Source organism: Nocardia puris (genome assembly GCF_036051655.1).
Classification (GTDB): Bacteria; Actinomycetota; Actinomycetes; order Mycobacteriales; family Mycobacteriaceae; genus Nocardia; species Nocardia puris.
Genome location: NZ_CP107943.1, coordinates 1601746 through 1615987, shown reverse-complemented (window position 1 = coordinate 1615987; position 14242 = coordinate 1601746). Strand labels below are relative to the sequence as shown.

Annotated in this window: 13 protein-coding genes; 12 read left to right on the top strand and 1 reads right to left on the bottom strand. The window is 69.3% G+C overall.

Features of this window, described 5'->3' with window-relative positions:
• The first annotated feature begins 6 nt into the window (after positions 1-6).
• The 5 genes from OHB21_RS07100 (at position 7) to OHB21_RS07080 (ending at position 3137) form a co-directional block, all read left to right on the top strand.
• Positions 7-1068, top strand: a complete 1062-nt coding sequence (locus tag OHB21_RS07100; protein ID WP_195124913.1) for a hypothetical protein — start codon at positions 7-9, stop codon at positions 1066-1068.
• Positions 1069-1410: 342 nt separating this feature from the next.
• Positions 1411-2034 carry a hypothetical protein gene (locus tag OHB21_RS07095; protein WP_067509776.1) on the top strand — a complete coding sequence of 208 codons (624 nt, stop codon included), beginning with the start codon at positions 1411-1413 and terminating at the stop codon, positions 2032-2034.
• A gap of 15 nt (positions 2035-2049) precedes the next feature.
• Positions 2050-2304, top strand: coding sequence for a hypothetical protein (locus OHB21_RS07090; RefSeq protein WP_195124912.1), 255 nt, complete (start codon positions 2050-2052; stop codon positions 2302-2304).
• A 31-nt stretch (positions 2305-2335) separates the two neighbouring features.
• Positions 2336-2539: a hypothetical protein gene (locus OHB21_RS07085; RefSeq protein WP_195124911.1), complete on the top strand. Its 204-nt coding sequence runs from the start codon at positions 2336-2338 to the stop codon at positions 2537-2539.
• A gap of 328 nt (positions 2540-2867) precedes the next feature.
• Complete coding sequence (locus OHB21_RS07080) at positions 2868-3137, top strand: hypothetical protein (RefSeq protein WP_067509770.1); 270 nt, start codon at positions 2868-2870, stop codon at positions 3135-3137.
• A gap of 82 nt (positions 3138-3219) precedes the next feature.
• On the opposite strand, the gene OHB21_RS07075 is transcribed toward OHB21_RS07080, so the two are convergent.
• Positions 3220-4437 (bottom strand): hypothetical protein, encoded by a 1218-nt coding sequence (locus tag OHB21_RS07075; RefSeq protein ID WP_195124910.1) that lies wholly within the window; start codon positions 4435-4437, stop codon positions 3220-3222.
• Between the two features lie 197 nt (positions 4438-4634).
• Here OHB21_RS07075 and glf point away from each other — a divergent pair, with 197 nt between their 5' ends.
• From glf to OHB21_RS07040, 7 genes are all read left to right on the top strand, one after another.
• Positions 4635-5852: a UDP-galactopyranose mutase gene (gene glf / locus OHB21_RS07070; RefSeq protein ID WP_067509766.1), complete on the top strand. Its 1218-nt coding sequence runs from the start codon at positions 4635-4637 to the stop codon at positions 5850-5852.
• A 23-nt stretch (positions 5853-5875) separates the two neighbouring features.
• Positions 5876-7861 (top strand): glycosyltransferase, encoded by a 1986-nt coding sequence (locus OHB21_RS07065; RefSeq protein ID WP_195124909.1) that lies wholly within the window; start codon positions 5876-5878, stop codon positions 7859-7861.
• Complete coding sequence (locus tag OHB21_RS07060) at positions 7858-8418, top strand: phosphatase PAP2 family protein (RefSeq protein ID WP_195124908.1); 561 nt, start codon at positions 7858-7860, stop codon at positions 8416-8418. The genes OHB21_RS07065 and OHB21_RS07060 overlap by 4 nt, the downstream gene beginning before the upstream one ends.
• 64 nt (positions 8419-8482) lie before the next feature.
• Entirely contained in the window at positions 8483-9409 is a 927-nt protein-coding gene (locus OHB21_RS07055) for a decaprenyl-phosphate phosphoribosyltransferase (RefSeq protein ID WP_067509764.1), read from the top strand.
• 4 nt (positions 9410-9413) lie between these two features.
• Complete coding sequence (gene zomB, locus OHB21_RS07050) at positions 9414-11333, top strand: flagellar motor control protein ZomB (protein ID WP_228789719.1); 1920 nt, start codon at positions 9414-9416, stop codon at positions 11331-11333.
• 230 nt (positions 11334-11563) lie between these two features.
• Positions 11564-12649 carry an alpha/beta hydrolase gene (locus tag OHB21_RS07045; RefSeq protein WP_067509761.1) on the top strand — a complete coding sequence of 362 codons (1086 nt, stop codon included), beginning with the start codon at positions 11564-11566 and terminating at the stop codon, positions 12647-12649.
• Positions 12650-13011: 362 nt separating this feature from the next.
• Positions 13012-14070, top strand: coding sequence for an alpha/beta hydrolase (locus tag OHB21_RS07040; RefSeq protein ID WP_084537731.1), 1059 nt, complete (start codon positions 13012-13014; stop codon positions 14068-14070).
• Positions 14071-14242 lie beyond the last annotated feature (172 nt).

The following is a 14242-nucleotide window of genomic DNA, read 5'->3' as shown; positions in this document are numbered from 1 at the left end:
GACCGGATGGTCGACATGAGTGTGGGGGTGTCGCGTGAGAGGCCGGGGACCACCGCGGCGAACGTGACGATCGGGCTGGCGGCGCTCGGCGCGCTCGCCAATCTGGTGGGCGCGCTGGTGGTGGGCGTGGGAGTCCTGCGGCACGCCGCTCGCTACGACAACTCCCTCGCCGGCATCACCGTGCTCGGCGGAGTGCTGCTCGCGTTCGCCCTCGGCTACGGAGCGCTGCTGGTCTACCGCCGTGACGAGGCCGGGCGATTCGCGATCCTGCTCGCGGCGGGAGTGTGGACGGCCGTCGGCGCGGTCGGCCTGTTCGGCGCGCTGATCGGGTACGAATCAGACTACGGCGTCCGCTGGCCCGGCTCGAGCGGATACTCCGCCGACATCGCCACCTCCACGACGGGCTTGCCCGGTGCGATCACCGCCTTGGTGCACAACGATGTGCTGCCCAACCTCACCGGACTCGTGCTGCCCGTGCTGATCCTCGTCGCGGCCGGGATCCATGCGACCGCACTGTGGTTCGAGGACGATCCCGCGCTGGCCGCGCGACGGCGGGCGCTCGCCGCGCAGTACTCGCCGGACCAACCCCGGCCGAGCGGCGGCACCGCCATCGCGGCGGGAGTGCTCGCGGTGCTGGGCTGCCTGGCCAACGCTCTGGTCGGGGCCGGCTTCTTGATCCTCGCGCTCGCCGGTGCCGACGGGATACACCTGCGTTCGACCTACATCGTCGATTCCGACGTCTACCAGCTGGTTTTCAGCGCCTCCAGCGTCCTCGTGGCGATAGTGCTCGGCGTCGGCGGCGCGTTTCTGCTGATGCGCAGAAAGGTGGGCCGCGTCCTGGTCATCCTCGGCTGTGTGGGCGCGCTCCTGCCCAGCTCGGTCACCACGGTGATCGATGTGATCCAGCGTGGTGAACTGGGCTCGATCTCGGCGGCCACCGCCCTGGCCGCCCTCCTGTTCGCCCTCGGCTTCCCCGTTCTCACCCTCTACCTCGCCGCCCACCGCAACACCCGCCGCTGGTTCACGGCGCCCGCGCAGCCGTCAGGGGCCGAACTGCAAGGAACCTGAGCCGGCTCCCGGGGCCCGCCTCGGGCACGTCGCTCCACCCATCTCCGGCTTTCCCCACCGACACTTTCGTGCTGGTGATGCTGCGGTCCACCCTGGGGTGAACGCGCGCACCGCGCCGGCTCCCGAGTAGGTGGTCGGCGTGGGCCGACGACGTCGACCTGGGCGGGGGTGCGCGGCCGGGCCGTGGTGGGCAGGTCAGCGAGGTGGGCGCAGGCACCAGAGCGCCGGGGACGCGAGGGAGGTTTCGGTCGCCGCAATGCCGGGCGTACTTCCGGGCCCCGCACGTCGGCCCCGTGGCGGTAGAGTCACGCGCGGAGGAGATCTGCGACGGGGGAGGGTGTCATGTATCCGGGATATCCCGCGCCGAACGGTTATGCGCCGTACGGGAACACGCGGCCGCCAGGTGGTGGGACGGCGATCACCGCCGGGATTCTGGCGTTGCTCGGGTGCGTGGCGGGTGTCGTCGGCCTGATTTCGGGCGTGGTCGCGGTGGTCGATTTCCACGACTACAACGACGTGTTCAACGATTCCGTCTACAGCGGGTTCGAGTACGAGATGTTCCTGTACGCGCGCATCGGTTGCCTGGCGATCCTCGCGCCACTACTGGGGATCGGCGGCGTCATGCTGCTGATGCGCCGTCGCGCGGGCCGTTCGATGGTCATCATCGGCTGCCTGGTCGCCATCGTCCTGAGCATCGGCAGCCTGGTGACGAACGGCGCGCTGCTCGGCAGCATAGGCGCGCTGGACGGCCGGACCGCGGGCGTCTCGTTGCTCGGCACCGTCGTCGGCCTGATCTTCCCGGTCACCACCCTGATCCTCGCCGCCGTCGGCGCGACCGTCCGCTGGATCGACGCCCGCGCCACCACCTCGGCCCCCGCCTACGGTTACCCGCCCAACCCGTACGGCCAGCCGAACCCTTACGCCCAACCCAACCCCTACGGCCAGCCGCAGTACCCGCCGTATTGATGCCGAAAGCCAGTCATGGCGCTGGTGCTCGCCACCGGCGCCATTCTCCTGCTCGCGCGCCGCCTCGCCGGCCGGGTGGTCCTGCCGATCGGCTGCGCCATCGCGGTGATCCTCGGCATCGCGAACATCGTGACCCGCTGGTCGGATTCCTACCTCGCGACGGTCTACGGACTCGTCATGATCGCCGTCCCCCTCGCCCTGGCGGTCTTCGCCCTCCTGGAACCCACCGCCCGCTGGCTCCGCACCCGCCCGGTTCCGCAGGCCCGTTAGCGCCGAATTCCGCACAGCGAAGGGACTTTCGATGAGCAACCCGCAGATGCCACACGGCGGCGCGCAACCGGGACAGCAGCCCTATCCGCAGCCCGGTGCGAACGGGCAGTTCGCCTTTCAGCCGGGGTATGCGCCACCGCCACAAGGGCAGCAGATGTACGGGCGCCCGCCCGGCCCGCGCCCGAGCGGGGCGACGGCGATCCTGGCGTCCGTCGCGGCCCTGGTGGCCGGGTAGTTCCTCGTCGCGTCGGCGGCGGGCGGCGTATTCATGTGGCGCCACGACTATTCGAGCTTCCTGTACTACCGCACGCCGCCGTGGCCGTACTCCGTACTCCTGGGCGCGCGCGATGGCGGGGCTGGGCGCGGCGCGCAGTGCGAGATCGCTGAGCAGCCGGTCGGAAGCCTGTAGCTCGCAGATCTTTTCGACCAGGTAGACGAACGCGTCCCACGGGTCGCCGAGGGTGAGCGCGTCCTCGGCGATGCGGCTGCCCGCCTCGACGCGGTCGGAGACGGCGGCGGCGATCAGGTCGTCGCGGGTGGGGAACCGGTTGTAGAGGGTGCCGATGGCCACGCCCGCGCGCGGCTCCGGCGCACTGCTGTTCTCCTCCGGCCACTCCGAACGCCACTTCCAGCCCTACCTCGCCAACTTCGGCGTGGCGCTCGGCGCGCTGATCGGCAACAGCAAGGCCGAACGCATCGTGGACGAGAACCCCGAAGCGGTACCGCCGGGTCTCGTCCTCCCGCGCATCACCAATGCCGAAGTGGGCGAACGCTATTGGCGGCTGTATACCGAACGCGACACGGTGGAACTCGACGTCGGCTTCCCGGCGTGACGGGTCGACCTGCGCGCTCACCGGCAGTTCCGCACGCGAAAACGCCGGGCCGAGAACAAGTCTCGACCCGGCGCTCTCCCGATCAGGCCGCGCACATGGACTGCATGACACCCTTCAGCACCGGCGCGCCGTACGTCGTCGGCGCGAACGCCAGCGTCTGGATGATCGACAGCGGCGTCGTCACCGCCGACCCCACCCCGGTGAACCCGAGCGCGGTGTTCCCGGCGGTGAGCAGCAGGCTGGTCACGTCCAGGCTCAGTGTCGCCAGGTCGAAGGCGTGCTCCACCTCGATGTCGGCCAGCGGCACGGTGTTCAGCGCGCGCCCCTCGTAGATGCTGAACCCGAGGTTGGTGAGGAAGGTCAGCGGGCCGTAGTCGATGGCGTGCACGAGCGGTCCGAGTTCCTCGGTGCGCCGCATCAGCATCAGTTCGGCCACGCGGTTGTCGCGCAGGAAGGACTGGAGCGAGTCGGCGGCGGCGTGCATCGCCGGCCGGTCCAGCGGCAGCCCGGCGGTGTCGAGGAAGGTCCTGGTGCGTTCGACCAGTTCGCGGGTGGTGAGGTCGGCGACGGGCGTGCAGGTGCCGTCGGCCAGCACCACCGAATTGGCCAGGTCGATGAGCGGCTGCGGCAAGACGACGTGCCCGATCGGCGGCTGCTCCAGCTCGAGCGCCGGATACACCCCCGGTGCGGTGCAGGTGGTGGCGACGGCGTTCTGGATCTGTCGCGCGACGGCCTTCACACCATTGAACATCGCGCCCACGATCGGCTTGAGGAAGAAGCCCACCGTCGGCACCAGGCTGGCGGCCAGCTGCGCGGGGATCTTCACGATCCGGGTGGCCAGGATGAACACCTCGACGACGTCGTTGACGGTGAGTTCGGAGATCGACACGGTCTCGTGCACGCGTCCGGTGCGCACCGCGTCGAGGCCGTTCACCAGGTAGGTGACGATCGGGTCGTCCAGGAACTCGAGCCGCTCACCGACCTGTTCGGGCAGTTTGGGCAGTCCGTCGCGGTGCACCCGCAGCGATGCGACGGCCAGGCGGAAGTCCTGCACCTGCCGGTCGTAGTCGGCGAGTTGCGCGGGCGGGACCGCGGTGCGGACGGCGCTCGCGGCGGCGGTGACCACGTCGTCGAACGTCGGCGCGCCCGGCAGGCACGGGCCCGCGGCGCCGGCGACGGGCGTCGCGGCGAGGGTCTGGGGTGTGGCGTTCGCGGTGGCCGGAACGAGGACTCCGGTACCGAGAACGGCGCACAGCGCGACGGCCGCCGTCAGCGGGGCCAGGAGGCGCGGGATTCGCATGGGCGTACTCCGGGTGATGGTCGGTGACCGACTCGGGGGCGACAACTGGACGTATGTTCAGTTCGGGTGCCTATGTAATAGCGCCGCGGTGGACGGCAGGTTGTGGTTTCGGCGAACATCGCGAGAATTTCCCGTGGCCGCCACCGGGGGCCGCCTTCCCCGGGGGCGCGCGCGGACTTCCGATACTCTGGGCTCCCGTGACCGTCGCATCGTCCCCCGGTAACTCCACACCCTTCGATCTGATCGTCGTCGGCTCCGGCTTCTTCGGGCTGACCATCGCCGAGCGCGTCGCCGCGACCCTCGGCAAACGCGTCCTGGTCCTGGACCGCCGCCACCACATCGGCGGCAACGCCTACTCCGAACCGGAACCCGAGACCGGGATCGAGATCCACAAATACGGTGCGCACCTGTTCCACACCTCCAACAAGAAGGTGTGGGACTACGTCACGCAGTTCACCGAATTCACCAACTACCAGCACCGCGTCTTCGCGATGCACAAGGGGCAGGCCTTCCAGTTCCCGATGGGCCTGGGCCTCATCTCGCAGTTCTTCGGGCGCTACTTCACCCCCGAGGAGGCGCGCGCGCTCATCGCCGAGCAGTCCGCCGAGATCGAGACCGCCGACGCGCAGAACCTCGAGGAGAAGGCGATCTCGCTGATCGGGCGCCCGCTCTACGAGGCGTTCATCCGCGACTACACCGCCAAGCAGTGGCAGACCGACCCCAAGGAACTGCCCGCGGGCAATATCACCCGCCTGCCGGTGCGCTACACCTTCGACAACCGCTACTTCAACGACACCTACGAGGGCCTTCCGAAAGAGGGCTATACGAAGTGGCTGGAGAACATGGCCGCCTCCGAACTCATCGAGGTGCGCCTGAACACCGACTGGTTCGAGGTGCGCGACGAGTTGCGCGCCCAGAACCCCGACGCCCCGGTCGTCTACACCGGCCCGCTGGACCGCTACTTCGACTACAGCGAGGGCGAACTGGGCTGGCGCACCATCGACTTCGAGACCGAAGTCCTGGCCACCGGCGACTACCAGGGCACCTCGGTGATGAACTACAACGACGGCGACGTGCCGTTCACCCGCATCATCGAGCCGCGCCACTTCCACCCCGAGCGCGACTACCCGGCCGACAAGACAGTCATCATGCGCGAGTACTCGCGCTTCGCGCAGACCGGCGACGAGCCGTACTACCCGATCAACACCCCCGAGGACCGCGCCAAACTGCTGGCCTACCGCGAGCGCGCCAAGCGCGAGACCGCCGAGGCCAAGGTGCTCTTCGGCGGCCGTCTCGGCACCTACCAGTACCTGGACATGCACATGGCGATCGGCTCGGCGCTGAGCATGTTCGAGAATGTGCTGCGACCGCACCTGGAATCGGGCGCCCCGCTCACCGACGGGGTCGCCGAGTGACCACCGCACCGATCCTGGACGATATGACGAACCGGACCCGCGCGATCTCGCTGCTACAGCGCATCATCCTGCCCCGGCCGGGCGAACCCCTCGACGTGCGCACCCTCTACCTGGAGGAGTCGGCCACCAACGCGCGCCGCGCGCACGCGAGCACCCGCACCTCGCTGTCCATCGGCGCGGAGTCGGAGGTCTCGTTCTGCACCTACTTCAACGCGCTGCCCGCCAGCTACTGGCGGCGCTGGAGCGTGCTGAGCTCGGTGGTGCTGCGGCTGGAGCTGGCCGGGCACGGCCGGGTCGACGTGTACCGCTCCAAGGCCGACGGCTCGCGCATCCACGTGCAGGGCAAGGAATTCGGTGCGCCGCGAGCTCAGAGCCCGGAGGCGGTAGCGGAGCGTGACCACGTAGGGCTCAGTGAGTGGCGCGAATTCAACACAGCCCCCACCGGGGCCGACTCCACCACCGTCGAGTTCGAGACCGACCTCGCGCCGTTCGAGGACGGCGGCTGGATCTGGTTCGACATCACCACCGACACCACGGTCACGCTGCTCTCCGGCGGCTGGTACGCGCCGGCCGAGGCGCCCGGTGCGGGCACCATCGCGGTGGGCATGCCCACCTTCAACCGGCCCACCGACGCGGTGAAGACGCTCGCCGCGCTCGGCGCCGACCCGCTGGTGCTGGACAAGATCGAGGCCGTCATCATCCCCGACCAGGGGACCAGGAAGGTCGTCGACGAGCCGGGCTTCGCCGAGGCCGCGGCCGTGCTCGGCGCCCGGCTGGCCATCCACGACCAGCCCAACCTCGGCGGGTCGGGCGGCTACAGCCGGGTCATGTACGAGGCGCTGAAGACCACGAACGCCGAGTACATCGTCTACATGGACGACGACATCGAGATCGAGCCCGACTCGATCCTGCGCGCGCTGGCCTTCGCCCGCTTCGCGCGCTCGCCGATCCTGACCGGCGGCCAGATGCTCAACCTGCAGGAGCGCTCGCACCTGCACACCATGGGCGAGGTGGTCGACCGCGGCATCTTCATGTGGACCGCCGCTCCCAACGTCGAATACGACCACGACTTCGCGAAGTACCCGCTGCGCGACCGGGACAACTCCAAGCTGCTGCACCGGCGCATCGACGTCGACTTCAACGGCTGGTGGACCTGCGTGATCCCGCGCCGGGTGGCCGAGGAGCTCGGGCAGCCGCTGCCGCTGTTCCTGAAGTGGGACGACGTCGAGTACGGCCTGCGCGCCCGCGCCGCCGGGTACCCGACCGTCACGCTGCCGGGCGCGGCCGTGTGGCACATGGCCTGGAGCGACAAGGACGACGCCATCGACTGGCAGGCGTACTTCCACCTGCGCAACCGCCTGGTGGTCGCCGCGCTGCACCTGCCCGGCGACGGGCGCGCGATGGTGGCCAACACCGTCAAGGCGACGCTGAAACACCTGCTCTGCCTGGAGTATTCGACGGTCGCGATCCAGAACGAGGCGATCCGCGACTTCCTGGCCGGTCCGGAGCGGCTGTTCGAGCTGCTGCCCAGCGCGCTCGGCAAGGTGCACGCGCTGCGCAAGGAGTACCCCGACGCGGTGGTGCTGCCGTCCTCGACCGACCTGCCGCTGGCCAGCCACCACGCCGTCGGCGCGGTCGGCGAACCGGGCAACCCGATCGCCAAGGTCGCGCGCCTGGCCAAGGGCGTGGTGCACAACCTGCGCGCCGCCAAACCCGAACACCACGACACCCCGCAGCTCAACGTGCCCACGCTGGACGCGCGCTGGTTCCTGCTCTCGCAGGTCGACGGCGTCACGGTGACCACCGCCGACGGGCGCGGCGTGGTGTATCGCAAGCGCGATCCGCGCAAGGCGGCCGCACTGCTGCGCGAGGCCCTGCGGTTGCGCAAGGAACTCGCCGCCCGCTTCCCGGAGCTGCGGCGGCGCTACCGGGACGCGCACGCGGAACTCACCGGCACCGCGGCGTGGGAGAAGGCATTCCTCGACGACCAGAACGGAACCGGCAAGTGAACGCGGTCAACCCCAGCCTGCGCGATTCGGCCACCCGGCCGCCCGAGGTCGCGGTCCTCAACGCCGTGCAGTCCACGATCGGCGCCAACCCGGCGGTGGTGTCGGCGGCGCGCGGCATGTCCCATTTCGGTGAGCACGCGCTGGGCTGGGTCGGCATCGCGGCCGCGGGCTGGCTGGTCGACAAGCCGCGCAGGCGGCAGTGGGCCGGGGTCGCGGTGGGCGCGGTGGGCGCGCACGCGGCCTCCATCGTCATCAAGCGGATCGTGCGGCGCCCGCGCCCCAACGATCCGTCGGTGCAGGTCAACGTGGGGACGCCGAGCAAACTGAGCTTCCCGTCCTCGCACGCCACCTCCACCACGGCGGCGGCCGTGTTGCTCGGCAGGCTCACCGGGCTACCCTTGCCTGCGGTACTCGTCCCGCCGATGCTGCTCTCCCGCGTCGTGCTCGGCGTGCACTACCCCTCGGACGTGCTCGCCGGTTCCGCGCTCGGCGCCGCGTCGGCCGCCGCCGTGCTCGCCGCCGAGAAACGGTATGAGCGCAAGGGCGGAGGCAGGTAGTTTGCGTAACGACGTGGCGGCGGGGGATGAGCACCGCACATCGAACACAGAAAAGGTCTTGGACATGAGTGAAGAGCCGACCGGCGCCGACCTGGCCGAGGCCGTCGTCAAGGGCCCGCCCAAGACCCTGGTCGGCGGACTCGTCAAGGCCGTCCGCCCGCGCCAGTGGGTCAAGAACGTCTTGGTGCTGGCCGCGCCGCTGGCCGCGGGCTCGGTCACCGAGATCGACGTGCTGGCCAACGTGGGCGTCGCCTTCGTGGTGTTCTGCATGGCCGCCTCGGGCATCTACCTGGTGAACGACGCCATGGACGTGGAGGCCGACCGGGCGCACCCGACCAAGCGCTACCGCCCCATCGCGGCGGGCGTGGTGCCGGTCAACCTGGCCTACGGCCTGGCGGCGATCCTGCTCACCGCCTCCATCCTCGGCTCGTTCCTGGCCTCCTGGCAGCTGGCGGTGGTGATGGCGGTCTACATCGTCATCCAGCTGGCCTACTGCTTCGGGCTCAAGCACCAGGCCGTGCTCGACATCTGCATCGTCTCCTCGGGCTTCCTGCTGCGCGCCGTGGCCGGTGGCGCGGCCGCCTCGATCCCGCTCTCGCAGTGGTTCCTGCTGATCATGGCGTTCGGTTCGCTGTTCATGGCGGCGGGCAAGCGCTACGCCGAGCTGCAGATCGCGCTGGGCACCGGCGCCAAGATCCGCAAGTCGCTCGAGTACTACACACCGACCTACCTGCGCTTCATCTGGACGCTCGCGGCCACCGCGGTCGTGGTGTTCTACGGCCTGTGGGCGTTCGAACAGGACGAGAAGAACGACACCACCTGGTTCGCGATCTCGATGATCCCGTTTACCATCGCAATCCTGCGTTACGCGGTCGACGTCGACGGTGGCGAGGCCGGAGAACCCGAAGAGATCGCGCTGGGGGATCGCGTCCTCCAGTTCCTCGCAATCGCCTGGATCGGAGCGGTAGGTGTCGCTGTCTATCTCACCTGACGAAATGCTGGTAGAGGGAGCGGAGCGAACTGAAGACGAGTCCGAACGTCCCGCCCACGCGCGGGACCGTTCGGCCCTGTCGCTACGCCTGTCCCGCGCCACGTTCGTCGGTGGGATCGCGCTCACCGTCGCACTGTTCGCGGCGGGCGCCTGGAGCAGGCGCTGGATCGCCGATGACGGCCTGATCGTCCTGCGCACCGTGCGCAATCTGCTGGCGGGCAACGGCCCGGTCTTCAACGCCGACGAGCGCGTCGAGGCCAACACCAGCGCCGCCTGGACCTATATCGTCTGGTTCTTCTCCTGGCTCACCCAGATCCGGCTCGAGTACGTGGTGCTCGGCGTCGCGCTGACGCTCTCGCTGGCCGCGATGGTGTTCGCGATGCTGGGCTCGGCGCGCCTGTGGGGCGGTACGTCCACGGCGCTGCTGCTACCCGCGGGCGTGCTCGTCTACATCGCGGTGCCCCCTGCGCGCGACTACGCCACCTCCGGCCTGGAGAGCGGGCTGGTGATCTTCTGGATCGCCGTGCTGTGGTGGCTGCTCATGCGGTGGGCGCAGGCCGATCGCGTGCGCGTGCCCGAACTGCTGGGCCTGGTGTTCTTCGCCGGGCTCGCGCCGCTGATCCGGCCGGAGATGGCGCTGGTCGGCGCGCTCGCTCTGCTGATGATCTTCCTCGCGCCGATGCCCGAGGCCCGGTTCTCGCCCACGGTGCTGCGGGTGCTGATCGTGGCGGCGGCCGGACTGCTGCCGATGGGTTACCAGATCTGGCGCATGGGCTACTACGGCCTGCCCTACCCGAACACCGCCGTCGCCAAGGACGCGGGCGGCGCGAAATGGGAGCAGGGCTTCACCTACCTGTGGGACTTGGTCGGCCCCTACTACCTGTGGGTGCCACTGCTGGTGCTGCTGATCGGCGGTGTGTTCGCGGGCCGTTCCGGCCTGGTGCGCCCGTCCCCGCGCAAGCTGGACGGCTGGTCGGTGCGCGGGCTGCGCGCCTGGCTGCGCTCGCCCGCCGCGGTGGTCACGCTGGTGCTGTTCAGCGGGTTCGTGCTCACGATCTACGCGCTGCGCGTGGGCGGCGACTTCATGCACGGGCGGATGCTGCTCTCGCAGCTGTTCCTGTTGCTGCTGCCCGTCGCGGTGCTGCCGGTGCGGGTGCCCCGCGAGGGGCTGCGCGCGGTGGGCAAGCCGCTCGCGGTCGTCGCGGTGGCCTGGCTGGCCGCGATGGCGTGGGCGGTCGTCGCCTCGGGCACCACGGCCATCACCAACGGCACCAAGATCAGCTCCTCGGGCATCGTGGACGAGCGGGTGTTCTACGTGCTCAACACCGGGCACGACCACCCGATCCGCGCCGAGGACTACCTCGACTACGCGCGCATGCGGCCCATGGTCGAGGCCATCGCGAACACCCCCGACGGCGGTCTGCTGCTGAACTCGCCCTCGTTCATGATGTGGTACATCGCCCCGCCGCCCCAGCCGATCCCCGAGGGCGGCGCCGGGCACACCGTGTACTTCCTGAACCTGGGCATGACCAGCATGAACGTGCCGCTGGACGTGCGCGTCATCGATCCGATGGGCCTGGCCTACCCGCTGGCCGCGCACAGCGACCGGCTCGCCGACGGCCGCATCGGCCACGACAAGAGCCTGTTCCCGGACTGGGTGATCGTGGACACGGGCATGGTCGATCGCAAGCCGTGGATGCCGTGGTACCTGGACGAGGACTGGGTCACCCAGGCCCGCGCGGCCATGGGCTGCCCCGACACCCAGGCGCTGCTGATCTCCTCGCGGGAGCCGCTGACCTTCGAACGGTTCCGGCACAATCTCCGCAACGCGCTGAATTTCGCGAGCTACCGCATCGACCGGGTGCCCAAGTACGAGATCCAGCGCTGCGGGCTGGTCGATCCGATCCCGCAACCGCCGCGCTGATCCGCGCCCCACGTGTCACACTGGTCGCACGAATCGCGGGGAGTCTCTTTGGACATCTCTACAAAAGTGGTGTGCGCCGCTTTATATCGGTTTGATAACGCCCTCGCATCGATGGCGGGTTAGGCTCAGGCGGCGCATCCGCGGGGAGGTGCACTCGTCATGGAGAGATCCGGCGGAACCCGTCGGCGCGGCCGCGTGCGGCCGCATGAAGGAAAGGCCGTAACGAACACATGCGAGGCGTGATCGGGCGTGGCGCGCGGACACAACGTTCGCGCGCCGGTAGAGCCCGTGACTGGATCAAGAAGTCGGTGCTGGTGTCACTGGCCGTCGTACTGCCGCTGGGAGCGACGGTCGCGGGTCAGGGAGCCACGGCATCGGCGGCGTTCAACCCCGACGGATTCGACTTCTGGGTCGACTCCAGCATGGGACCCATCAAGTCGCGGATCTTCCGCGCGGCCGACGGCAACACCAACCGCGTCGTGTACGCCCTGGACGGCATGCGCGCCCGCGGCGACCTGAACGGCTGGGAGATCGACACCGAGGTCGCCCGCGAGCTGGCCAAGTGGAACATCAACGTGGTCATGCCGGTCGGCGGCCCGTCCAGCTTCTACGCGGACTGGAACGCCCCGAGCACCTTCCTCGGCATCCCCACCGGTTCCGGCCCGTCCGGGTCGTCGGCGGGTTCGTCGATGACCGGATCGTCGGGCTGGCAGGAGACCCTGGGCAAGGTCAACACCTACAAGTGGGAGACCTTCCTGACCCAGAACCTGAAGAACGCGCTGCGTGACCGGCTGGGCTTCAGCTCCACCCGCAACGGCGTGTTCGGCCTGTCGATGGGCGGCAGCGCGGCGCTCACGCTGGCCGCGTACCACCCGCAGCAGTTCAGCTTCGCCGGCGCGTTCTCCGGCTACCTGAACATCTCGGCCCCCGGTATGCGCGAGGCCCTGCGCCTGGCGATGATCAGCGCGGGCGGCTACAACATCGACGCGATGGCCCCGCCGTGGGGTCCGCAGTGGCTGCGCATGGACCCGTTCGTCTTCGCGCCGCGCCTGAAGGCCAATAACACCCGCCTGTGGGTCGCCGCTGGCAGCGGTCTGCCCTCCGGTGGCGACATCGGCTCGCCGATGGACGTGGTGCAGGGCGTGCCGCTGGAACTGCTGGCCCACGTCAACACCCGCGCGTTCCAGGTCCGCATGGCGACCCTGGGCGCGAACAACGTGACCTACAGCTTCCCGCCCACCGGTATCCACAACTGGCGGAACTGGGAGTCCGAGGTCTACCGCATGATCCCGGACATGTCGGCCAATATCGGCTGACCCTGGTCACGTAGCGCGGCGTCGCCGCGCGGGCTTGTGTGCCCGCCGCGACGACGCCGCCGGGCCGAGTCCCGAGAGAACCGCCCGCGCGCTCGCGCCGGGCGGTTTTTTCGTGCCCCGACCGGGGCATCCACCCGCACCCGCGACAACGAATGCGAGGTGGGGGACCGCGAATCCTTGTGCCGTGGATCACTATCCAGCAACATGGAGGCATTCGTTCCCGATTCATACACAGAGAGCATGCACTGAGGTCGAAACGTCCGGTTCTGCGCCGGACGGGCGATCTTCGTGCCCGATGAGGGGGCCGGTGATGTTGCCTGCTATTTGCCATTCGCCGGCCGCTGAAGGAGAGGTCGAGTCGAATGCGAGTTGTCCGCTGGAAACGTAGGGCCGAACGGCCGTCCTCCCGCGCACGGATGCGGGTGTGGGCGCTGGGGGTCGCGATGGCGATGCTGGCCCCGCTCGGCGTATCGGTCGCGGGCACCGGCGCCACGGCGTCGGCGGCGTTCAATCCGGCGGCGTTCGACTTCTGGGTCGACTCCGGTATGGGCCCCATCAAGAGCCGCGTCATCCGCGCGGCCGACGGCAACACCAACCGCGTGGCCTACGTCCTGGACGGCATGCGCGCGCCCGAGACGCTCAACGGCTGGGAGATCGAGACCGACATCCCCGGCATCCTCGCCAGGAACAACATCAACGTCGTCATGCCCGTCGGCGGCATGTCCAGCTTCTACGCCGACTGGAACGCCCCGAGTGAGTTCTTCGGCATCCCGGCCGGTGCGGGGTCGAGTTCGGGTTCCGGCGCGCTGAACGCCTTCGCGGGCGGCCCCGGCAAGAGCTACCGGTACCAGTGGGAGACCTTCCTGACGCAGAACCTGCGCTGGGCCCTGCGCGATCGGCTCGGGTTCAACCCCCACCGCAACGGTGTGTTCGGCCTGTCCATGGGCGGCAGCGCCGCGCTGACGCTGGCGGCCTACCACCCCGATCAGTTCAGCTTCGCCGGCGCGTTCTCCGGCTACCTGAACATCTCCGCGCCCGGTATGCGCGAGGCCATCCGCCTGGCCATGCTCGACGCGGGCGGTTACAACGTGGACGCGATGGCCCCGCCGTGGGGTCCGCAGTGGCTGCGCATGGACCCGTTCGTCTTCGCGCCCAACCTGATCCGCAACGGCACCCGGGTGTGGATCGCGGCGGCCAGCGGCCTGCCCACCAACACCGATCCGCCGAGCTTCAACACGCTCAACGGCATGGGCCTCGAGGCGCTGGCGCTGGCCAACACCCGGGCGTTCCAGGTGCGCATGGCGACCCTGGGCGGCGGCAACGCGCACTACTCGTTCCCGCAGTTCGGTATCCACGCGTGGAACACCTGGAACGACGAGGCGCTGCGCATGATCCCGGACATGTCGGCGAATATCGGCTGATTCCGGCTGTCTCGACCGCCCGCGACCCGAATGGTCGCGGGCGGTTTCGTGTTGTCCGGAAGATCGCTGAGTACGGTGCCGCTCCGGTATTCGCGACGTGTCACGGAAAATCGGGCAAATCTTCCGCTTTCGTCACGATCCGATCTCGCCACGTGTAATTACCGGCGTGTAG